The sequence below is a fragment of the Enterococcus sp. ARL09-542 genome (genome assembly GCF_005234805.1).
Lineage (GTDB): Bacteria > Bacillota > Bacilli > Lactobacillales > Enterococcaceae > Enterococcus_D > Enterococcus_D gallinarum.
The window spans coordinates 52219-74582 of sequence record NZ_QPQX01000006.1; the positions used below are offsets into that span (position 1 = coordinate 52219).

22 protein-coding genes and 1 pseudogene are annotated in these 22364 nt (G+C 41.8%); 19 read left to right on the forward strand and 4 right to left on the reverse strand.

Annotated elements, in window-relative coordinates:
* Positions 1-302 precede the first annotated feature (302 nt).
* The 11 genes and pseudogenes from rpsA (at position 303) to DVW06_RS08385 (ending at position 13123) form a co-directional block, all read left to right on the forward strand.
* Positions 303-1511, forward strand: coding sequence for a 30S ribosomal protein S1 (gene rpsA / locus DVW06_RS08335; protein ID WP_003126816.1), 1209 nt, complete (start codon positions 303-305; stop codon positions 1509-1511).
* Positions 1512-1678: 167 nt separating this feature from the next.
* On the forward strand, positions 1679-2989 hold the full coding sequence (gene der / locus DVW06_RS08340) for a ribosome biogenesis GTPase Der (RefSeq protein ID WP_003126818.1): 1311 nt from the start codon (positions 1679-1681) through the stop codon (positions 2987-2989).
* 234 nt (positions 2990-3223) lie between these two features.
* A complete protein-coding gene (locus DVW06_RS08345; protein WP_003126821.1) occupies positions 3224-3499 on the forward strand; it encodes an HU family DNA-binding protein in 276 nt (91 codons plus the stop codon).
* A 407-nt stretch (positions 3500-3906) separates the two neighbouring features.
* Positions 3907-5595, forward strand: a complete 1689-nt coding sequence (gene ilvD / locus DVW06_RS08350; protein ID WP_029487024.1) for a dihydroxy-acid dehydratase — start codon at positions 3907-3909, stop codon at positions 5593-5595.
* On the forward strand, positions 5595-7292 hold the full coding sequence (gene ilvB, locus DVW06_RS08355; RefSeq protein ID WP_003126824.1) for a biosynthetic-type acetolactate synthase large subunit: 1698 nt from the start codon (positions 5595-5597) through the stop codon (positions 7290-7292). Before ilvD ends, ilvB begins: the two co-directional genes overlap by 1 nt.
* A 6-nt stretch (positions 7293-7298) precedes the next feature.
* Positions 7299-7775, forward strand: a complete 477-nt coding sequence (gene ilvN / locus DVW06_RS08360) for an acetolactate synthase small subunit (RefSeq protein ID WP_003126825.1) — start codon at positions 7299-7301, stop codon at positions 7773-7775.
* A 38-nt stretch (positions 7776-7813) separates the two neighbouring features.
* Positions 7814-8812: pseudogene (ilvC, locus tag DVW06_RS08365) on the forward strand (ketol-acid reductoisomerase); the annotation flags it as partial.
* Between the two features lie 13 nt (positions 8813-8825).
* The gene (gene ilvA / locus DVW06_RS08370; protein ID WP_003126827.1) at positions 8826-10079 is read left to right on the forward strand and encodes a threonine ammonia-lyase IlvA; all 1254 of its coding nucleotides are present in this window, start codon (positions 8826-8828) and stop codon (positions 10077-10079) included.
* Positions 10080-10246: 167 nt separating this feature from the next.
* Entirely contained in the window at positions 10247-11296 is a 1050-nt protein-coding gene (locus tag DVW06_RS08375; protein ID WP_005472178.1) for a hypothetical protein, read from the forward strand.
* The gene (locus tag DVW06_RS08380) at positions 11297-12556 is read left to right on the forward strand and encodes a tetratricopeptide repeat protein (protein ID WP_003126829.1); all 1260 of its coding nucleotides are present in this window, start codon (positions 11297-11299) and stop codon (positions 12554-12556) included.
* 9 nt (positions 12557-12565) lie between these two features.
* Complete coding sequence (locus DVW06_RS08385; protein ID WP_003126831.1) at positions 12566-13123, forward strand: YpiB family protein; 558 nt, start codon at positions 12566-12568, stop codon at positions 13121-13123.
* A gap of 172 nt (positions 13124-13295) precedes the next feature.
* Here the strand turns inward: DVW06_RS08385 and DVW06_RS08390 are convergent, their stop codons facing one another.
* Complete coding sequence (locus tag DVW06_RS08390; RefSeq protein ID WP_003126833.1) at positions 13296-14198, reverse strand: YitT family protein; 903 nt, start codon at positions 14196-14198, stop codon at positions 13296-13298.
* A 136-nt stretch (positions 14199-14334) separates the two neighbouring features.
* On the opposite strand from DVW06_RS08390, the gene DVW06_RS08395 reads away from it, so the two are divergent.
* The 4 genes from DVW06_RS08395 (at position 14335) to DVW06_RS08410 (ending at position 16797) form a co-directional block, all read left to right on the forward strand.
* The gene (locus DVW06_RS08395) at positions 14335-14685 is read left to right on the forward strand and encodes a nucleotide pyrophosphohydrolase (RefSeq protein WP_003126834.1); all 351 of its coding nucleotides are present in this window, start codon (positions 14335-14337) and stop codon (positions 14683-14685) included.
* Complete coding sequence (locus tag DVW06_RS08400; RefSeq protein WP_003126835.1) at positions 14672-15886, forward strand: CCA tRNA nucleotidyltransferase; 1215 nt, start codon at positions 14672-14674, stop codon at positions 15884-15886. The genes DVW06_RS08395 and DVW06_RS08400 overlap by 14 nt, the downstream gene beginning before the upstream one ends.
* Before the next feature lie 19 nt (positions 15887-15905).
* On the forward strand, positions 15906-16271 hold the full coding sequence (locus DVW06_RS08405; RefSeq protein ID WP_003126836.1) for a thioesterase family protein: 366 nt from the start codon (positions 15906-15908) through the stop codon (positions 16269-16271).
* Positions 16272-16338: 67 nt separating this feature from the next.
* Positions 16339-16797 carry a hypothetical protein gene (locus DVW06_RS08410; protein WP_003126837.1) on the forward strand — a complete coding sequence of 153 codons (459 nt, stop codon included), beginning with the start codon at positions 16339-16341 and terminating at the stop codon, positions 16795-16797.
* A 49-nt stretch (positions 16798-16846) separates the two neighbouring features.
* Here the strand turns inward: DVW06_RS08410 and DVW06_RS08415 are convergent, their stop codons facing one another.
* A complete protein-coding gene (locus DVW06_RS08415; protein WP_137264557.1) occupies positions 16847-17122 on the reverse strand; it encodes a hypothetical protein in 276 nt (91 codons plus the stop codon).
* 181 nt (positions 17123-17303) lie between these two features.
* Between DVW06_RS08415 and DVW06_RS08420 the strand changes: the two genes are divergently transcribed.
* Positions 17304-17861, forward strand: coding sequence for a hypothetical protein (locus tag DVW06_RS08420; protein WP_003126839.1), 558 nt, complete (start codon positions 17304-17306; stop codon positions 17859-17861).
* 321 nt (positions 17862-18182) lie between these two features.
* Here the strand turns inward: DVW06_RS08420 and rpmG are convergent, their stop codons facing one another.
* Together rpmG and DVW06_RS08430 are read right to left on the reverse strand one after the other, a co-directional pair.
* Positions 18183-18347 (reverse strand): 50S ribosomal protein L33, encoded by a 165-nt coding sequence (gene rpmG, locus DVW06_RS08425; protein WP_369914469.1) that lies wholly within the window; start codon positions 18345-18347, stop codon positions 18183-18185.
* 121 nt (positions 18348-18468) lie between these two features.
* On the reverse strand, positions 18469-19422 hold the full coding sequence (locus DVW06_RS08430; RefSeq protein ID WP_137264558.1) for an ABC transporter substrate-binding protein: 954 nt from the start codon (positions 19420-19422) through the stop codon (positions 18469-18471).
* Positions 19423-19591: 169 nt separating this feature from the next.
* Between DVW06_RS08430 and DVW06_RS08435 the strand changes: the two genes are divergently transcribed.
* The 3 genes from DVW06_RS08435 to DVW06_RS08445 are packed head-to-tail and all read left to right on the forward strand — an operon-like array spanning position 19592 to position 22334.
* Positions 19592-20383: an ABC transporter ATP-binding protein gene (locus DVW06_RS08435; RefSeq protein ID WP_003126842.1), complete on the forward strand. Its 792-nt coding sequence runs from the start codon at positions 19592-19594 to the stop codon at positions 20381-20383.
* Positions 20380-21363: a FecCD family ABC transporter permease gene (locus DVW06_RS08440; protein ID WP_003126843.1), complete on the forward strand. Its 984-nt coding sequence runs from the start codon at positions 20380-20382 to the stop codon at positions 21361-21363. Before DVW06_RS08435 ends, DVW06_RS08440 begins: the two co-directional genes overlap by 4 nt.
* Positions 21360-22334, forward strand: coding sequence for a FecCD family ABC transporter permease (locus DVW06_RS08445; RefSeq protein WP_029487021.1), 975 nt, complete (start codon positions 21360-21362; stop codon positions 22332-22334). Before DVW06_RS08440 ends, DVW06_RS08445 begins: the two co-directional genes overlap by 4 nt.
* Positions 22335-22364 lie beyond the last annotated feature (30 nt).

The window sequence follows — 22364 nt, forward strand, 5'->3', positions numbered from 1 at the left end:
ACTGGCGCTAGTCGACCTAAAAAAACAGAACCGAACGATTCTCATGAGAAATTTCATTAAATATCGGAATTTTCGCGTAGAAATATTGTTCGAACTCTGGGGTTTTTTAGGTCGGAGGGGCTATTTTTTTTTGTATGAAACAGTGATTTTGAAGCAAAATAGTGAAGGAAACGTTTTTTGAGAACAATTATTGACAGTTTTTTGTGAAAATAAGCGAAATCGCTTTATTTTTTTGGCATTCTAATTTAAACTAAGGGATGTAGTGCATTTACGTACAATTGTTGGTTAGGAGGACACAAGACATGACAGAATTTGAAAATAATCAAGTGGAGAATGGGAATGAATCAATGGAAGCTGCTTTGGATAACTTCCAAGAAGTGAACGTTGGCGATATTGTCAAAGGTGAAGTTTTAGCCATCGAAGACAAACAAGCGATCGTTGGCATCGAAGGAGCAGGTGTAGAAGGAGTCGTTCCAGCAAAAGAATTGTCTACATTGCCTGTTGAGGATATCAATGAAGTAGTCAAAGTGGGCGATGTTTTAGAGTTAGTTGTTATTTCTGCAATCGGTAAAGATAAAGAAAACGGCAGCTATCTACTTTCAAAACGTCGTTTAGACGCGAAGAAAGTTTGGGAAGATATCGAAAAAGATTTCCAAGCAGGTAAGATCATTGAAGCGCCTGTAACAAATGTAGTCAAAGGTGGCTTAGTTGTTGATGTTGGCGTACGCGGATTTGTGCCAGCTTCGATGGTTGAGGACCACTTTGTAGCTGATTTTGAAGATTATAAAGGCAAGACACTCACCTTTAAGATTGTTGAGATCGAACCTTCTGAGAACCGCTTGATTTTATCCCATAAAGCAGTGGTTGAGGCTGAAAAAGAGAAACAAAAAGAAGCCTTGCTAGCTGATCTTTATGAAGGTCAAGAAATCGAAGGGAAAGTTGCACGATTGACCGATTTTGGGGCTTTCGTTGACTTGGGTGGAATTGATGGTTTAGTACACGTTTCAGAAATTTCTCATGCCCATGTAGGCAAACCGAGTGATGTTTTATCTGTTGGTGATACTGTCAATGTCCGTGTCTTATCCGTTGATCCAAATAAAGAACGCGTATCGTTATCGATCAAAGATACATTGCCTGGACCTTGGAGCAATATCGAAGAACAAGCACCCGTTGGTAGTGTTTTAGATGGTGTAGTAAAACGACTAACTAGTTTTGGTGCTTTTGTGGAAGTCTTCCCTGGTGTAGAAGGATTGATCCACATTTCGCAAATCTCACATAAACATATTGCAACGCCTCATGAAGTGTTGCATGAAGGTGATCAAGTGCAAGTGAAAGTTCTTGAAGTGAATCCAACCGATCATCGGATTGCTTTGAGCATCAAAGCACTAGAAAAAGCCGAGGAAGCGGAAGAAGCGCCTGCAGAAGATGACTATGAATTACCAGAAGAATCCACTGGTTTTACCATGGGTGATATCTTGGGCGATGCGTTGAAAGATAACGACGAAGAATAATCTAGCCTAGCAGCTTATAACGATTCGTTTTTTGAATTTGTTATAAGCTGCTTTTTTGTTTGTCATCAACACTTGCAAGTTAGTGATGCATTAGGTAAACTAAGAAAGATTGAAAAGCAGAAGCAGCTGTATTCAGCAGTTTGCTTCTTATAAATGGAGGGTAAAAAATGTCAAATCCAACAATTGCGATCGTCGGACGTCCGAATGTCGGGAAATCGACTATTTTCAACCGGATTGCCGGAGAACGAATCTCGATCGTTGAGGATACTCCGGGTGTGACGAGAGACCGAATTTATGCAACAGGTGAATGGTTAGGTCGAGAGTTCAGTATTATCGATACAGGTGGAATCGACTTAGGCGATGAGCCGTTTATGGATCAAATCAAACATCAAGCAGAAATTGCGATCGATGAAGCAGATGTGATCGTCTTCATTACGAGTGCCAGAGAAGGTGTGACGGATGCAGATGAACTTGTTGCTCGCCTTTTGTATAAGAGCAATAAGCCTGTGATTCTAGCGGTCAATAAAGTCGACAATCCAGAAATGCGTGCAGATATTTATGAATTCTATACATTAGGATTAGGTGATCCGTATCCAATATCCGGCAGTCATGGATTAGGGATCGGAGATGTGCTTGATGAAGCCGTTAAGCATTTTACAGAAGAAGCAGAGGAAGAGGATGAATCGATCATCAAATTTAGTTTGATTGGGCGACCAAATGTTGGGAAATCTTCGTTAATCAATGCGATTTTAGGTGAAGAACGTGTCATCGTTTCGGATATCGAAGGAACGACCCGGGATGCGATCGATACTCATTTTACAAGTGAAAATGGGCAAGAGTTCACTATGATTGATACTGCAGGAATGCGTAAAAAAGGAAAAGTTTACGAATCAACAGAGAAATACAGTGTCATGCGAGCGATGCGTGCCATCGAACGTTCCGATGTGGTTCTAATGGTCTTGAATGCGGAAGAAGGAATACGTGAACAGGACAAACGAATCGCTGGCTATGCTCATGAAGCTGGCCGTGGGATCATCCTAGTTGTCAATAAATGGGATCTGCTAAAAAAAGAAACCAATACCATGCGAGACTTTGAAGCGGAGATTCGTGATGAGTTTCAATACTTAGATTATGCCCCAATCATCTTTGTATCAGCGGCAACGAAACAGCGGTTGAATCAGTTGCCAGCTTTGATCGAAGAAGTCAGCATGAATCAAAACATGCGTATCCCTTCTGCATTATTGAATGATGTGATCATGGATGCAGTAGCCATCAATCCAACGCCAACGGATAAAGGAAAACGATTGAAGATTTTTTATGCGACACAAGTTGCGGTCAAGCCACCAACATTTGTTATTTTTGTTAATGAAGAAGAGTTGATGCATTTTTCTTATGCGCGCTTTTTAGAGAATCAGATCCGGAAAGCATTTACTTTTGAAGGAACTCCGATTCGAATCATTCCAAGAAGACGAAAGTAGCGATTTTATCATACTTTGCTGCTTTTGACAAAGAATTCTATTCTTTTGACAGAAAAACGATAAATCCTAAAAAAAACAGTAGTAAAAACGTTAAAATCCTTGATATTACAACGTTCTTATGATAACGTTATATCAGAATATTGATGGATATCAATATTTGACAAAAAACTTGGACCACTCAAGATTTTTGTTGATGTATGACATCAAAAAAATAATCAGGAGGTGAAACCATCCATGGCAAATAAAGCAGAATTAATCGAAAAAGTTGCAGCAGCTACTGACTTGACAAAGAAAGACGCTACAGCAGCAGTAGACGCTGTCTTCTCAACAATTCAAGACGCTTTAGCTAACGGTGAAAAAGTTCAATTGATCGGCTTTGGTAACTTTGAAGTTCGTTCTCGTGCAGAACGCAAAGGACGCAACCCACAAACTGGTGAAGAAATCAAGATCCCTGCTAGCAAAGTACCTGCATTCAAACCAGGTAAAGCTCTTAAAGACGCAGTGAAATAATTGAGTCTTCCAAACCCTTGAGTAATCAAGGGTTTTTTTGTACATAAATTTACTTATCCCTATTTTCATCAAAAATCCAATGTAGATCCGTCTACTAAAAGTACATTTATCGGATCAATTGCAAAAAAATTCAGAAAATTTATTGACAAGAATTTTTTTTCGCGCTATATTATTAAACAATTACAAGAAAACAGCAAATATTTTAATGAAGGAGCCATTTTTTATGCGCAATTTTAATCAATATTTATTTGTCATTATTATTGAGACCAGGACTTAGAACACGGAAGCAAAATTTATCCGTTTGTTTGAGTCCTATTTGCGTAAGTAAAATGGGATTCTGGCAAAGCATCCCAGTTTATTATAAACCGGGGTGCTTTTTTTTATGAAATAGGCGGGAGATGATGGAATTGAGAAGTGATCAGATAAAAAAAGGCATTGAAGCAGCTCCAGCAAGGAGTTTGCTTTATGCAACAGGACAAGTAAAAAATATCCAAGATATGAATAAGCCTTTTATTGCCATTTGCAACTCGTATATCGATATCGTACCTGGTCACGTCCATCTGCGAGAACTGGCAGATATTGCCAAAGAAGCCATTCGAGAAGCCGGGGGGATCCCTTTTGAATTCAATACAATTGGGGTAGATGATGGAATCGCCATGGGACATATCGGGATGCGTTACTCATTGCCAAGTCGTGAACTGATTGCTGACTCAGCTGAAACAGTCATCAATGCCCATTGGTTCGATGGTGTTTTTTACATCCCCAACTGCGATAAAATTACGCCTGGGATGATCTTGGCAGCTATGCGTACCAATGTGCCAGCAATTTTCTGCTCTGGGGGACCTATGAAAGCCGGGATTGATCCTAGGGGCCATCAGACGACATTATCTTCCATGTTCGAAGCAGTCGGCGCCTTTAAAGAGGGCAAAATGTCACAGGCAGATTTTGAATTCATGGAAAAAAATGCCTGTCCCACCTGTGGTTCCTGTGCCGGCATGTTCACAGCCAATTCTATGAACTGTCTTTTGGAGATTTTAGGGTTGGCATTACCAGGAAATGGGACGATTCTGGCAGTTTCGCAAGAACGGCGGGAACTTGTTCGCAAAGCAGCATTCCATCTGATGGATCTAGTGAAGAATCAAGTCAAGCCTCGGGATATCGTAACAGAAGAAGCCATCGATGATGCGTTTGCTCTTGATATGGCTATGGGGGGCTCTACCAATACCGTCTTGCATACATTAGCTATTGCGAACGAAGGGGAGATCGATTATGACTTGAGGCGGGTCAATGAGATTGCCGAACGAGTTCCTTATCTCTCAAAAATTGCGCCATCTTCCGCTTATTCCATGCACGATGTCCATACGGCTGGCGGCGTCTCTGCCATTATACGGCAATTGGTCGATATCAAGGGGGCGATCCATCCAGATCGGCTGACAGTCACAGGCAGAACCTTGCGGGAAAATGTCGCTCAGGCGACAATCAAAAATGAAGAAGTGATTCATCCAAAGGAGAATCCGTACAGCCCTGTCGGCGGCTTATCGATCCTTTACGGCAATCTTGCGCCTCAGGGAAGTGTCATCAAAGTGGGGGGTGTTGACCCAAGCATTCAGCTTTTTAAAGGAAAAGCAATTTGTTTCGATTCTCATGATGAGGCAGTAGCCGCGATCGACAATCATACGGTCCAAAAAGGGCATGTCGTGGTGATCCGCTATGAAGGGCCTAAAGGAGGTCCCGGGATGCCGGAAATGTTGGCGCCGACTTCGAGTATTGTTGGACGAGGGTTAGGCAAAGAGGTTGCACTGATCACAGATGGACGCTTTTCAGGAGCCACGAGAGGGATCGCAGTTGGGCATATCTCTCCTGAGGCGGCAGCCGGTGGTCCGATCTCTTTGATCCGTGATGGAGATGACATCGTGATTGATCTGCGAAATCGCTCATTGGAAGTATTAGTCTCAGAGGAAGAATTAATGCTGCGTGCACAAACACGTCCGAAGTTTCGGGCTAAAGTGAAGAAAGGCTGGCTGGCACGTTATACGGCATTAGTCACATCAGCAAATACCGGGGCGATCATGAAAATCAGCGAGGAGGAAGTTTAATGGAGAATATCCAGTTGAATGAAGTAACTAGGACCGGTGCAGAAGTGTTAGTCGATAGTTTGCAGAAACAAGCAGTAGAACTGATTTTCGGATACCCTGGCGGTGCTGTCTTGCCTTTATATGACCAACTCTACGATGCTGCGATTCCGAATATTTTAGCGCGTCACGAACAAGGTGCTGTCCACGCAGCAGAAGGGTATGCCAAAGCCACCGGGAAAGCCGGCGTTGTCCTAGTGACTAGTGGACCAGGAGCAACCAATGTGGTAACAGGTATCGCTGATGCCATGAGTGATTCCGTTCCATTAGTGGTGATCACCGGTCAAGTAGCAACAGCCGGTATTGGCAAAGATGCTTTTCAAGAGGCGGATATTCTAGGGATCACATTACCGATCACTAAACATAATTACCAAGTTAGACATGTCGATGATTTGCCGCGAGTGATCGCAGAAGCTTTTCATATCGCTACCACGGGTAGAAAAGGTCCAGTGGTGATCGACTTGCCAAAAGATGTCACGCTTCAGCGGACAGCCGCAGTCATTGAACTGCCGATTGAGCGAAAAAGCTATCAACCCACCGTCTTTCCATCTATTTTGCAAATCGAGAAATTGATGAATTGTTTAAAACAAGCAAAACGTCCAGTTGTCTTGGCGGGAGCAGGGGTATGTGCCGCCAATGCAGCCGAAGAATTGCGTCTGTTTGTCGAAACCCATCATTTGCCGATTGTAACCACGCTCTTAGGTCTTGGATTGGTGCCAGCAGATCATCCCTTATTCTTAGGAATGGGGGGCATGCATGGCACGTATGCTGCGAATATGGCATTATCTGAAGCGGATTTGATCATCAATATTGGCTCACGTTTTGATGACCGATTAGCAACAGCCGGCAGTCAATTTGGACAACAGGCAATCATTGCTCATATCGATATTGATCCTGCAGAAATCGGAAAAGTCGTTCAAACAACTATTCCGATCGTGGCGGATGCGAAAGCAGCTTTGACCCAGTTGCTGCGCTATCCTGCGGAGGAATTAGATTGCAAGGAATGGCTCAATCGTTGTCAAAAACGGAAAAAAGAACATCCTTATCGGTATGACCGCGAGGAAACAAAGGAAATCAAGCCGCAAAAATTGATTGAAGAAGTGGGACGCTTGACGAAAGAGGAAGCCGTTATTGTTACCGATGTTGGTCAACACCAAATGTGGGTCGCTCAATACTATCCTTTTCGATTTCCCAAACAGCTGATCACTAGCGGAGGTTTAGGAACAATGGGGTATGGCATCCCCGCAGGCATAGGGGCAAAATTTGCTTGTCCTGAAAAAACGATAGTCGTTTTTGTAGGCGATGGCGGTTTCCAAATGACCAACCAAGAGTTTGCTCTGCTAAATGATTATGGTCTGGATGTCAAATTCATTTTGATGAATAACCGCTCTCTCGGGATGGTACGGCAATGGCAAGAAACGTTTCATAATGAACGCCGTTCTGCTTCTGTATTTGCTAAACAGCCAAATTTTGGCCAATTAGCAGAAGCATATGGCATCAATAGTGTGCGGATCGAAACCCCAGATCAATTGACCAACGATTTGGCCAATGCATTGCTAGAACCTGGTGCACGACTAATTGAGGTACTGATCTCGCCAACGGAACATGTGCTGCCAATGATTCCACCAGGAAAAGCCAATCATGAGATGATAGGAGTTTAAAAGACTATGAAACGTATCCTTGCTGCCATCGTGCATAACGAAGCTGGTGTTTTAAGCCGCGTCACCAGTGTGTTGAATCGTCGTCAGGTGAATATCGAAAGTATTTCAGTTGGGACCACCGAACAGCCGGAATTTTCGCGAATGACGATCATTATCAACGCAGAAAACCCACTGGAGACAGAACAAGTGACAAAGCAATTGAATAAGCAAATCGATGTCTTAAAAGTTTCAGATATTACAGAAGACCCCCATATTGAACGGGAATTAGTGCTGATCAAAGTGAACGCGCCAACGACTACACGTTCGGAGATCCAAGCTGTGATCGAACCATTTCGAGCCCACATCGTTGATGTTGCATTGAAGACTATCGTGGTTCAAGTAGCGGGAGACTCAGAGAAAGTAGCAGCCTGTATCGACGTGTTGCGGCCTTATGGAATCAAGCAAATGGCTCGTACCGGTGTGACAGGTTTCACTAGAGGTTAAATGCAAGAACAGTTGCTTTTAATAAAAAAAGATTTCGGAGGGAAGCATACATGGTAAAAGTATATTATAACGAAGTGACAGACAATTTAGGAGATAAGACTATTGCAATCATTGGTTACGGTTCTCAAGGACATGCCCATGCACAGAATTTACGGGATACAGGACACAACGTCGTGATCGGGATTCGTGCAGGAAAATCAGCTGAGAACGCAAAGAATGATGGATTTACCGTGCTTCCAGTTTCTGAAGCTGTACAACAAGCAAATGTTGTGATGATCTTAGCTCCTGATGAGATCCAAGGAGAACTTTACGAGAAGGAAATTGCGCCTAATCTTTCTGCAGGGGATGCATTAGCCTTTGCTCATGGCTTTAATATTCATTTTGAGGTCATCACGCCTCCAAAAGAGGTGGATGTCTTCCTAGTGGCACCTAAAGGACCAGGCCATTTGGTGCGCCGGACCTTTAGCGAAGGATTTGCTGTCCCTGCGTTGTTTGCTGTTTATCAAGATGCTACTGGCAATGCACAAGAGACAGCCTTGTCCTATGCCAAAGGAATCGGGGCTACAAGAGTCGGTGTACTAGAAACAACGTTCAAGGAAGAGACGGAAACAGACTTGTTTGGGGAACAAGCCGTATTATGTGGCGGACTGACAAGTATGATCGAGACTGGGTTTGAAACGCTGGTAGAAGCCGGCTATCAGCCAGAACTAGCCTATTTTGAAGTTTGTCACGAAATGAAACTGATTGTTGACTTGATTTATGAAGGAGGATTCGCCAAGATGCGTGATTCAATCTCCAATACAGCAGAATATGGGGATTATGTCTCTGGTTCACGAATCATTACCGAACAAACAAAAGCCAATATGAAGAATGTCTTGAAAGATATTCAAAACGGCACGTTTGCCAAAGGTTTTATTGCGGATAATCAAGCTGGTTTTCCGGAATTCAAAAAAATGCGGGAACAAAACGGGAATCATCCAATCGAAAAAGTTGGGTCAGAATTAAGAAAAATGATGCCTTTTGTTACGAAAGATTAAGGAGGAACAGTGATTGCTGGTATCTGTCGATCAAATAGAACAAGCACATGAAAGCTTGCAATCAGTCGTTTCAAAGACTCCTTTACAGCATGATCGGTTTTTATCCGAGAAGTATCAAGCGACTGTCTTACTGAAACGAGAGGATCTTCAGAAGGTCCGATCGTTTAAATTGCGGGGGGCATATTATGCAATCGCACAGCAAGATCCGGCTATACTGAAGCGGGGGGTTGTCTGTGCAAGTGCCGGCAATCATGCCCAAGGGGTCGCCTATACCTGTCATGAATTGAAAGTGTCGGCGGTTATCTTTATGCCGACGACGACACCGCAACAAAAAGTAGCGCAAGTTTTGTTTTTTGGCGGTGATTTTGTCCGTATCGAACTTGTCGGTGATACCTTCGATGCTTCCGCCGAGGCAGCCCAACACTATGCCGAAGACCATCAAATGGCGTTTATTGATCCCTTTGATGATCCCGCCATTATTGCAGGCCAAGGAACATTGGCAGTTGAACTGCTGGCAGAAGCAAAGCAGCGCAATTATTCTATCGATTATGTTGTGGCAGCAATTGGCGGTGGCGGGTTGATCAGTGGTGTTGCAACTTATTTGAAAGCAAAACAGCCTACAATCTCAATGGTTGGTGCTGAACCTCTAGGCGCCGCTTCGATGCAGGCGGCTTTTGATAATCATGGTCCGACCACATTAGAGCAGATCGATAAATTTGTAGATGGAGCAGCTGTCAAAAAAGTCGGTCAATTGACCTACCAGCATGCAGCCCAGTACGTCGATCGAATAGTAGCGGTAGATGAGGGTTTAATTTGCCAAACTATCTTGGACTTATACAGTAAACAAGCAGTTGTGGCAGAACCAGCGGGAGCACTGAGTGTCGCCGCTCTGGAATTGATCAAAGAAGAGATTAAAGGGAAAACCGTTGTTTGTATTATCAGCGGCGGCAATAACGATAGTACTCGAATGGCAGAGATTGAGGAAAAGTCCTTGATTTATCAAGGCTTAAAACATTATTTTGTGGTCAATTTTCCTCAAAGACCTGGGGCGTTGAAAGAATTTGTTAGCAATATTTTGGGTCCTACGGATGATATCACTCGATTTGAATATACCAAAAAAATCAATCGCGGAACAGGACCAGTACTGTTAGGGATTCTGCTAAAAAGGCAGGAAGATCTGCCCCCACTACTGGCGCGAATGTCAAGATTTGATCCACAATATATTGATTTGCGGGACAATCAATCTCTCTATACTCTTCTTGTTTGATTTTATGAACCAAGCGTTACGAAACAAACGACCTTTTTAAAAAAAAGAGGTCGTTTGTTTTTTGATTTCAAATCCATGGCTTTCCCTCATCCTTTCGCTAGTTAGTAGGTGAAATGGTTGATTCTTGTTATAATAGAAGTAACAAATCGTAGATGGGGGGCGGATGTATGGAATTTGTCTTTTCTAGAAAAGAACAGCAGACGCAAATCTTGTATGGAGAAACATTGAATGCTGTTTTACGGACGCAGGAAATTTCCAATGATCAAGTCATCATTCTCACAAACCAGCGGTATTATGATCGTTTCTCTGAAAAACTGACCCGTTTGTTTTTACCCAAAGAAGTCAGCTGGTATATTTGTACCAATCAAATGTATTGCAATAATTTTACGGAATTTCAGGCCTTTATGTCCTTCCTAAGCCGCTTTTCGAAACAGGAGAACTATTTGATCGTGGGTTTCGGCAATGAAGGTGTGCTGGCGTTAAGTAGTTTTATTCACTACACGTCGATTCTGACTAGCGATCTTTGGTTGATCCCGGTGTCTTTACGGGCGTTAGCTAAAAGTGTCAAAGAATCTGCGATCATTGTTAAGAAACCAGATATTCCTGTTTTGCAAAGTCCCAATGTACCGCAAGTGGTCGTATACGATCAAACGATTGCTGAAAAACAAAAAGATGGGAAGTTGGTGGACTTACTTGTATTGATTCGTTGCGGACTGCTCACGGATCAAGCTTTTCTGCGGGAACTCTTTCGCACGTTTCTGACAGAAAAACAAGTAAACAATCGTTCGTTTGCAGCATATACAGATCGGGTGATCCAAGCCTATCAAGCAAACGGTGCAGCACTTGAAGAATATGGACAAGTCTTTACAGATGCTTTTTATAAGACTGAAAATGGACATTTGCTGTCTGATGCAATGAAACTTTTTTATGGCCTACTCTTTCACTTAATCTGGAATGTTCAACAACAGCAGTTAGCAGTCAAATTAGATAAGCTTTGCTTGTGGCTTGACCAACTAGGGTTTCCTTTAGTATTGCCTGACCAACTATCTTTAAGCGACTATTTTCAGCAAGTTCTGCTGTTACAGAAAAAAGAGAAAAAACTGCTTTTTTTATCAGAAATTGGTACAATAGGGGGCAGAACCAGCGCATTAGAAGAGGATCTCGTCCAGACAATGAGCGCTTACCAAACAATAATCAATCAGATAAGAGGAACTTAGATGGAAACATACAGTGAAAAAATGTTACAGGCATTAGCAGCCGAGAATTTAGCTGATGCGCAATTGAATTTTGCAAAAGCCCTGCAATCAGATCAAAATGAAGTCTTAGCCGAATTAGGAGAAGAATTGATCCAAATCGGCTTTTTAGAAGAAGCAAGAGAAGTATTTGATACACTGCAAGAACGTGACCCCGAAAATGAAGAATGGTTGCTATCGTTAGCAGAAATTGCTATGGAAAATGATCAAATCGACGAAGCTTTTGATTATCTAGATCGAATCACACCGCAAAGCTCTTTTTATCCACGAGCGTTATTGATCAGTGCTGATCTCTATCAATTGATTGGGATCCCCGAAGTCAGTGAAGCAAAATTATTGGAAGCTCAAAAGCTGCTGCCCAAAGAATCGCTGATTCGTTTTGCACTAGCGGAATTGTATTTTTCAACCGACCGTTATCAAGAAGCGGCAGAGTTTTATCAAGGATTACTAAAGGAAAATATCCAGGAAATCACAGGTATTTCCTTATTGGAACGGACCGGAGCCGCATTGAGTATGGCTGGGAAATTTGAAGAAGCCATCGAATATCTGGAAGCAAGTCTAGCTGAGGATCAAACAGATGACCGTCTATTCCAAACCGCTTTAGTTTACTTACAATTAAAAGAAAATGAGCATGCGATTCGATATTTGCAGCAGTTGCGGGCACTGAATCCGCAATACCGTTCCTTGTATCTCTATTTAGCAGAGGCATTACAAGAAGAAGAGCAACTGGAAGAGGCACAAACTGTCATTGAAGAAGGAATCCATGAAGATCCATTTCAAGTGGATTTTTATCATTTTGCATCAGAAAATGCGTATCGGTTGCATGACAGCGAAGCAGCCGAATCCTTCTTATTAAAAGCCCTTGAGACGGGGGAAAAAGAGGATGAAACCCTGCTTACACTGAGTAATCTTTATTTGAATGAAGAGCGTTGGCAAGAAGCTGTGTTGGCTATCGAGAAGATGGAAGACAATGAACAACCCCATGCTCTATGGAATTTAGCACAGGCTTATAACGCGTTAGAAGAGTTTGACCAAGCAGCGAAGTTCTATGAACAAGCGAATGAAGGATTGCAGCATGAACCAGCTTTTATGAAAGAATATGGATTGTTCTTAAGAGAAGAAGGACGATTATCAGAAGCTCTACCTTTACTGAGACATTATCTGGCTCACGAACCTGGTGATCTGGAAGTGCAATCGATCGTGGAGGATCTATTAGAAAGATAGGTGAGGGAAATGAACATCAATGTACAAGAAAAGAAAAAATTTCTCAATTGGTTAGTTTCTACTGTATCATTCAGCCGACGAGAAGTTTCTTGGGTTCTGAACTACCTAGCAAATCATGAAGCCATTTTGACAAATGTTCATATTGTTGAAGGGGCGATGCAGACAGATCGGGGGTTGAGTGTTCGCAGTACAGAGATTGGCGGCGAGCCATTTGTGTTGACGATCCAGAATCAAACCTTTTATGATATCGATCAAATTTTTCACGAAATCAGGATGAATTGGAAACAGCCGCTTTATTTAGAATGTATCTTTCCAAATCCTTGGGAAAAACCACTTTATTTAGCTGTTCTGGAGGACAATCCTTTTGAACGGTGGAATGACCATGTTGACGAAGAAGTACAAAAAAATGTGACAGAATATCTTGACAAAGAAGCTATGCAGCTAAAAATTGAGAAATTATACCGCCAAATCGATCTTGCTTTGGAAAATGGGGATCGGGATGCTTTTTTGGAATTATCGGATGAAGTCAACCGCTTCAAACTCGATCAAAAAGAAAAAAGTCATTAATAAAGCTATTAAAAAGCGCTATGTGAAGTAATAAAAACTAGTGGAACAGAAAAGAACCGCAAGAAAGAAGAGGACTCCCAGCACCGAGCGTTCGTCGTTTGCAACAGTGTGCGGGAGAAATCAAGTTTCTTGCGGTTTTTTCTTTATAATTAGATAGGATGGAAGAATGGGGTTATCTTTTTGATTTTGCTGCCTTGCGTTGCAAAAATCGTGATTTAGGACGTAAATAAGTGAAGCCTTCCCCTTCGACTTCATGGACATTGATCACCGACACGAACGCTTGTTGATCGAAGTCGGCAACGATCCGTTTGACCTCTGAAATTTCCCGGCCGCTTACTACCATATAAATGATCCGTTTGTTACCACCGGAATAGGCTCCTTCCCCATTTAAAAAGGTGACGCCTCGTTCCAATTCATTCATTAAGACAGGGGCAATTTCTTCACTATGATTACTGATAACAATGATCCCTTTTGCTGAATAGCCGCCATCTAGGATCGAATCAATCACGCGAGCGAAAACATAGGAAAAGATTAGCGTGTACATCATGCGTTTCAAATCGATATAGGTTAAGGAAAGCAATAGAACGAAAACATCAAAGATCAAGAGAGAACGACCAATCGTGATCCCAAAGTTCTTTTCTAGGATCCGGGCTAATACATCCACGCCACCTGTTGTCCCACCAACTTTATAAACAACACCACTGCCGATCCCTGCAATTAGTCCTGCGAGTAACGCAACGATCAGTAAGTCATGCTGCAGATCGATCAATAATGGAACCGTCTGCCAGAAACCTAACCAAAATGAAAGACCAAAGGTTCCAATCACTGTATAGACTAGCGAACGTCTGCCAAGAATCTTACCTCCTAGCAAAATGATTGGGATATTCAAAATCAGTGTACTGTAAGCGGGATTGATGTCCCACAATGCGCGCATGATCAACGTGATCCCGGTGACGCCGCCTTCAGCTAAATCATTAGGTATATTTAAATAGACGAGACCAAAACCATAGACACTCGTTCCTAGAACAATTAAGGCAATATCGCGGACTGTCCGCCACGAAAAAAAAGATCGCATCCTGTTTCCCCCATTTCTAAATCTCACAAGTACCAATTTAGCACGAAATTTGGCATTAAACAATATGAGCAAGTCGATCCTCTATCTAGGCAGGTGCGTTTTCTTTTGCTAAAATGTGAAAGAAAGGGTGAAGAGGATGACAGAAAAACGTTCACTATATGAGATGCAAGAAGAAGTCGATGCCTATATCCAACAATTCAAGGCGGGGTATTTCAGCCCTTTAGCACAGATGGCCCGACTTACTGAAGAAGTCGGCGAGTTGGCAAGGGAAGTCAATCATCACTATGGGGAAAAGGCCAAGAAGAAGACGGAAGTCGAGAAAACAGTTGCTGAAGAACTAGGTGATGTCCTTTTTGTCACCATGATCATGGCAAATTCCATGGGTATCGATTTGACGGAAGTTTTTGAATCCAATATGAAAAAGTTCAACCGCAGAGATGCGTATCGCTTTGAAAGAAAAGATGGGAAAATGAATGAAGCTGACTAAGTTACCACAAGAATTTGAACAAGCAATCCCTGTATTGCAAAGAATCGAAGCAGCCGGGTTTGATGCCTACTTTGTGGGAGGAAGTGTCAGAGATACAATCTTAGGACAGCCAATCCATGATGTAGATATTGCAACAAGTGCCTTTCCAGCTGAGATCAAAGAACTTTTTCCTCGTACCATCGATTTGGGTATCGAGCACGGAACAGTCCTTGTTTTATGGGAAAATGAACAATATGAGATCACGACTTTTCGGACAGAAGAAGCCTATCAAGATTTCCGTCGGCCAGACAAAGTTGCTTTTGTGCGCTCTTTGGCTGAAGATTTGAAGCGCAGAGATTTTACAATCAACGCTTTTGCTCTGAAAAAAGATGGTGAAATCATTGATTTGTTTGATGGACTGGCAGACCTGCAACTGAAAATTCTGCGAGCAGTGGGTCAGCCGCACGAACGATTTCATGAAGATGCACTACGTATGATGCGGGGCTTGCGCTTTGTCAGTCAACTGGGCTTTACATTGGAACCACGAACATTTGAGGCAATTTATGACAATCATCAGCTATTGGCAAAAATATCCGTGGAGAGAATCACCATTGAGTTCGTCAAATTGCTGTTAGGGGCACATCGCAATTCAGCTTTAAAGGCTTTTGTAGCGACTGAATGTTATCTCTATTGTCCAGGACTGAAACAAGCCGGTGAAGCTCTGTTGCGAATGGCTGATTTACCGGAGAGACCATTGAACAATGAAGCTTCTGCCTGGACACTATTGATTGACCAGATTGGACTTTCTACAGCAGAAGTTCGTCCTTTTTTGAAGCAATGGAAGTGTTCCAATGAATTGATTCGGATGGTCCAATCGTTATTCGAGGGAGTATTGTTGCGGAAAGCAGGGCCGTTTAGTGATGAAGCATTATACCATCTGGGCAGCGAGGCCGCTCGACTATCAGAAGAATTGCTATACTATTACGGACAAGAGGTAGATCCCTCTGTTAGTCAAGCTCGCTACCAGGCGTTGCCAATCCATTCACTTAAAGACTTGGCCATCAATGGGCGCGACTTGCTGAGCCACTTTGACCAATCCGGCGGTCCTTGGATGAAAGAAGTGCTAGCAGCTGCCGAAAAAGCGGTGATTGAGAAACGAGTCGCAAATGAAGAGAAAGCATTATTGGCTTTTGCCAAAACAATCGTATTAAATAACCTATAAATAAGCAGGTGAGAAAACAATGATCGAAAAAGAATTTTTGGTTACCGAGGAAGATACAGCTCTTGCAGTTGGATCGGGAGGACTGCCTGTCTTAGCGACCCCTCGTTTGGCTGCCATGGTAGAAGCTGTCTGTTTTGAAGCATTGGAATCGCGTATAGCGTCTGGTAAGACAACAGTAGGAACACAATTTACGATCGAGCACCGGGCGGCTTCAGGAATCGGTGCAACCGTTCAGGTATGCTGTGAAGAGATCTCGAATGAAAAGACGTATGAGTTTACTTTTCGTGTCTATGAAAACGATCAACTGCTAGCGACAGGTACGCATCATCGAGCGGCGGTCGATATCGAAGGTTTTTTAAAAAAAGTGAGCGAGAAAGAAAGTTAATTTGTGCTCCTTAGCAGACAATGTGTTAAAATTGAAATGTATTATTAAAAAAAAGGAGCGTTATGTCATGGCAAGAGAAATGAAAGCATTGAAATTTTATTTCCGTAATGGAGAAACATGGACGATTGAGCGCCGTTATATTGGAGATTTGTGGATCAAGCAAATCACTACTAGTTTTGGCCGCATCCACGGAAGCGAATTTGTTGAGATCCATCCATGTGCAGGATTCAAAATTGAAATCTTCCAAGAAGGGGATCATGTTGCAACACATGATATCAATTTAGGTGGATTGGAATTAGGCATGTTCGCCCGCGCTTTGAAATACGAAGATATTGAACGAATGGAAATTCTTTACCGTAATGGAACACCCGATCTTGTGTACTTCCCATACAAAGACAAAGATACTGAAGGATTAGATAACGTTTATCAATCAACAAAAATCAGTGAAAAAACAAAAAGCCTTTATATTGTGATTGATCCAAACCAAACAGTCGAAGACGTTTACCAAGAACATTTTGAAGAATAAAAAAAAGCAGAACTGAGAGCTTCTCTCTGGTTCTGCTTTTTCATTACAATCACTGATAAGTGCGAAAAAAGTCGGTATATTTTTTTAATAAAAGATAGTCTTGACTGACGGCATCTTTAAGTATGATTTTGTCTCCAATCAAGCTTTTACGAGCATTTTGGATGATGCGGTGTTGAATATCATGATCGATCAAGTAATCGATCTCAGTACGTTTGATTTCCGGAGAAGCACTCTCGCGATTTTTTTCAAGATACTGCAAAAGATCATATTCAAGATGTCCGGCATCATTGATTACTCGTTTGTATTCGATTTTGTCTACCTTCACACGATCACGCTCCTTTATATGATAAGTTACCTTATTTCCGGAGTAATGTAAAAAAAATCTATATGAATTAGTAAATTTTTAAACACCTGTTTGGTATTGCATCAAAACTACTTTACGCTTAGAAGAAACAGCTAGATGTGTCGCAAGACTTAAACAGAAAATGAAAACAAAGGAGAAACAGATGAAAAAAGCAAGAGTTATCGTTGTTAGTGGAGTGACTGCTTCAGGGAAAACCACCTTTATCCAAAAGGTCGCCAATCTATGTCCCGGTACAGCAGTTTTATCTTTTGATGATTATAGTATCGATGCATTGCCTTCTGCACCATCCTCTGAGGCTCTGTTAAACGAACCCTACGAAGCAATCAATCAATTTGATATTCAACCATTGATAAATGACCTAAAACAAATCATTCACCACTGTGCGCTGATCTTGATCGATTTTCCGTTTGGGTATGTCCATCAGCAACTCGCACCTGCTATCGACAAGGCCATTTATTTAAGAACACCTCTGGATATTGTCTTGGGTAGACTAATCATTAGAGACTTTCAACAACAGCCAGAGAAAATTATTAATTGGGTCACGGGGTATCTAGAGGAAGCGCGACCGCTTTTTTTGATGCACGAAGAAATTGTTTCTCCACAAGCAGATTATATTCGAGATGGGACGATTGATTTTCAAGACCAAATGACTTGGTTCAAAGAAGAAGTTCTAGCGGAAAAAACGATTTTCGCAGAATGATTGTTGGAATTGGGAAAAATACTTGTCACGTAAAGAATAAGGTCATCTTTTGAGAGATAAAAAAAGGGGATCTTAATTTTCCAGGTAATCAAAGGGGAAATTGGGGTAAGCAAAACTTTCTTTGATTCTATACTTTCCCTTGCTGTATTATTATTTATACGCATATTTAGTCTATAGTTAAAAAATAGCATTATTAACAATTAAAAACAAGTTACGATTTTGTCATCTATCTATTTTAAAGTGAACATATGGGTATAGCTCAAAAATAAAAAGCCAACTGCAATGCTTGTTTATCAGCAAGTGCAGTCGGCTTAAAATGAATTATTTTGTTTCACGGTGTAAAGTAACTTTTCTTTCACGTGGGCAATATTTTTTCTTTTCCAAACGATCAGGATTGTTACGTTTGTTTTTGTTTGTTAAGTAGTTGCGTTCTTTACAAGAAGTGCACTCTAATGTGATGTTTACGCGCATGTTTTTCCCTCCCATATATTCAAGAATCCTCTAAGATTTCTCTCAGACTAAAATATAATAGCATGTTTGGCAAAGGAATGCTAGTAGTTTAATGAAATTTGTTAAGTAATTTTACTTGACGATTTTTTGAATGAAATCAACCATTTTCATCCAATTTATTTTTCACGTCTTCGATCATTTTTGTATAAGCAATCGGTCCGTTATACAGCCAGCTGGATTCAGGTCCAAACTCCCAAAGATTTCCTTCTTTGACCGCTTTAAGATTTTGCCAAACTTGGTCTTTAAAAAAGTCGGCTCCTTGATCGCTGTTTACTAGAATCAGGTAATCAGCATCTAATTCAGCTAATTTCTCCAAAGAAACGGCAGACCAGTCAGCTGTCGCTGTTTTGCTGATCTCAGAAACAAGTGGCGGTACAGAGAATCCTAGTTCATGATAGAGGAGCTGACCGCTGGAACGATCGTCAGCAACCATAAAAGCAGAATTGTTGGTGACCCAGAGAACAGCCACCGACTTCCCATTGATTTTACCTGAAAATTCTTGCTTAGTTGTTTTTACTAAGTCATCATAGTCTTTTTCTACTGTTTTTGCTTGATCTTCTTTATGAAGAACTTTTGCGATATCTGTCAAACGGTCTCGCCAAGAGACATTTTCACCATTTTTGACTACATAAGTAGGGGCAATTTTGCTGTATTGTGCATATTTATCCCCTTCAACCATCGTATTGCTGTCGATCAGCAACAAGTCTGGTTCATAACTTAAGACGTCCTCATAGGGCAAGTCGTAGCTGATCCTTGGTACATCACTTAGTTTCTCTTGCAAATAGCCTTGATCACTGTTATTACCAACAGTCCATTGTGCTACTGGTGTGACGTTCAAGGCTACTAAGTAATCTTCTAAATAACTGCCGATGATTCGCTTTGGATCATCCGGGATTGTTACTTCATGTCCAGCCGCATCTTTCAGCGTTGCCGTCTCAGCTGAGGAAGATGACTTGGTATTATTGGAATTAGCTGAACAAGCACTCAATGCTGTTAAGCTGACTAGGGTACAAGACAGCCAAAAAAGTGTTTTTATGGTTCGTTTTTTCATTAGGTTCCTCCTTATAGGATAAATGAGAATCATTCTCACTTTCTTTTTGTCATTATCACGAAGAAAAAGTGATTTGTCAATCCCTGGTTTTTTGCTTTGAAGCATTGACGGATAGAAGGAAAACCGTCATAATTGATAATCATTATCAATAGAATTTTGAGGGAAAGATATGGCAAACTTACGCACGGTCGATTTGACTGTCGGCTATCAAAAACAAAAAATTGTGCAAAAGATAACAATCGACATCCCAGAAGGGAAGATCATTGGTTTGATTGGACCTAATGGTAGTGGCAAGTCGACTTTTCTAAAAGCATTAGCCCGAATCCTGCTACCTATGGAAGGGGAAGTTTATCTAAATGAACAGAATCTACAAACGATCAAAACGAAGGAAGTCGCAAGCCAGATTGCTTTGTTGTCACAAGTCAGTGATTCTTCCATCGGATTAACCATTCGAGAGATCGTTTCTTATGGTCGTTTTCCTTATCAAAAAGGGCTAGGTCGGTTGACCGCAAAAGATTATCAAGCCATTGAATGGGCATTAGCTGCGACAGATTTGACCGAACTAGCGGATGCTGGTATCCATACGCTTTCAGGAGGTCAGAAACAGCGGGTTTGGATCGCTATGGCTTTGGCACAAGATACAGAGATTGTTATCTTAGATGAACCGACGACTTTTTTAGATCCGGCACATCAACTAGAAGTGCTGTTATTGTTAAAGCGAATCAATGAAAAATATGGGAAAACGATCATTATGTCGATTCACGATCTGAATCATGCATCTCGATTTTCTGATTATATTTTTGCCTTAAAAGAAGGTCAATTAATGACTTGGGGGACACCAGAAGAAGTTTTGACCCATTCATGGCTCCAACAATTGTTCGCTATCGAAGCTGTTTTAGGTACGTTTCCCAATAGTTCGAAACCGTTGCTTTTGACCTATGAATTAGGAGCCAACACATGAAAAAATTTACGATTCTTTTGCTTGTTCTAAGCGGATTATTGGTCGCTGTGTTTTTTCTGGCATTGACGCAAGGGGCAGCTGATATTCCCTTAATAACTATTAAAGAGGCCTTTTACGCATTTGATCCAGAAAATCAAACCCATCAAGTGCTTAGAAATATCCGTTTGCCGCGGATCTGTGCTTCGTTTATTGTTGGCAGCAGTTTTGCTGTAACTGGTGCCATCATGCAAGGAGTCACCAAAAATTCGCTAGCAGATAGCGGTTTACTAGGAATCAATAGTGGGGCTGCAGTCGGATTAGCCGTTGCATTTATCTTGTTTCCCTCACTACAACCGAATCAGGCAGCGTTGTTTTCTTTCTTAGGCGCTTTTCTAGCTACTTCTTTTTTATTTTTGTTGACGAAGTATTCAAGGATCGGTATGACGCCGACTGGATTGATTCTAGCAGGTGTTGCATTGAGTTCTTTTTTTTCTGCGATTAGTCAAGTATTATCTTTACAATTTGATTTGAATCAAGACTTGGCCTTTTGGTTTATTGGCGGTGCAGCAAATGTAACGTGGACACAATTACAAGTGATCACCCCTATTTATCTGGTGGCGCTCTTCATCATCCTAGGACTCGGGAAATCTTTGAATTTGCTGGCTATGGGAGATGAGACGGCAATCTCTTTAGGCAAACATCCTGAACGGATTCGACTTGTTTCTTTAGCCGTAGTTGTTCTATTAGCTGGGATGGCTGTTTCACTGGTGGGACCGGTCAGCTTTATTGGATTGATGGTCCCTCATGTGATTCGCGGACTGATTGGCAAAAATTATCAAATGATCTTACCTTTGACGATAGTGGCGGGGGGAATATTGGTAATCTTAGCAGATTGGGTAGGACGAATCATTCAGCCACCTTTTGAAACGCCTTTTGGAATCATGATGGCTTTGATTGGGGTTCCTTTCTTATTAGTGAAGATTCGGAGGGAACAGCTATGAAGAAAAAAATCGGTTTCCTTTTTGTTTTGGTTCTTCTGGCGTTTTGTGGCAGTATCATGGTGGGAAAGACGTTCTTTTCTTTTGATCTCTGGCTCGCTCTTTGGCAGCAAACTCTAACAGCTAGCCAGTCATTGATATTCTTCGATTTCCGACTTCCTCGAGCAGTACTGGCACTGATTGCTGGAAGTGCGTTTGGCTTCTCAGGTTTTTTGTTACAGGGAGTAACCAGAAATGAGTTGGCGGATGCAAGTATTTTAGGAATCAATAATGGAGCTGGCTTATGTGTCATGCTCTACTTAGGCTTTTATGCCCAGGGCTCCCAGCTGTTACCACTAATTGGTATGATTGGCGGACTATTAGCTGCACTGCTAGTCTATGCTATCGCTTATAAACAGCGGCAGCTGCTTTCAATGGAGCGAATTTTATTATCTGGAATTGCTGTTAATGCTGGACTTGCTTCTGCGTCGTTATTATTGACTGTTCAATTGTCAAAAGAACGATATAGTTTTGTTACGGCATGGCTTTCGGGGACTATCTGGGGAACTTCGTGGACGCAAGTACTAAGTTTGTTGCCTTGGTTCTTGATTCTAGGATTGTTGGCATTCATGATTACACCTTTGATCAATTTACTGGGTTTTGGAGAAGAACAGGCGATCAGTTTAGGTGTTCCCCTAAATCTTTTGCGCACCGGTTTGTTGTTCGTAGCGATTGGCCTGGCCGCAAGCAGTGTTGGCTATACTGGAAACTTATCTTTTATTGGTTTATTGGCGCCCCATATCGCTAAACGATTGATTGGCAAAGAATCTCGTTGGGCATTGATAGCAGCGGGAATGATTGGTGCTATTTTGGTGCTAGTCAGCGACACAGTCGGCCGTCTTTTACTTCAAAGTGGCGAAATTCCTGCTGGTATCGTGATTGCGATCATTGGTGCTCCGTACTTTTTGTTTTTGCTGATTCGTCAAAAAACGTAGTCGTGAGAATTTTTTCACGATTGCGTTTGC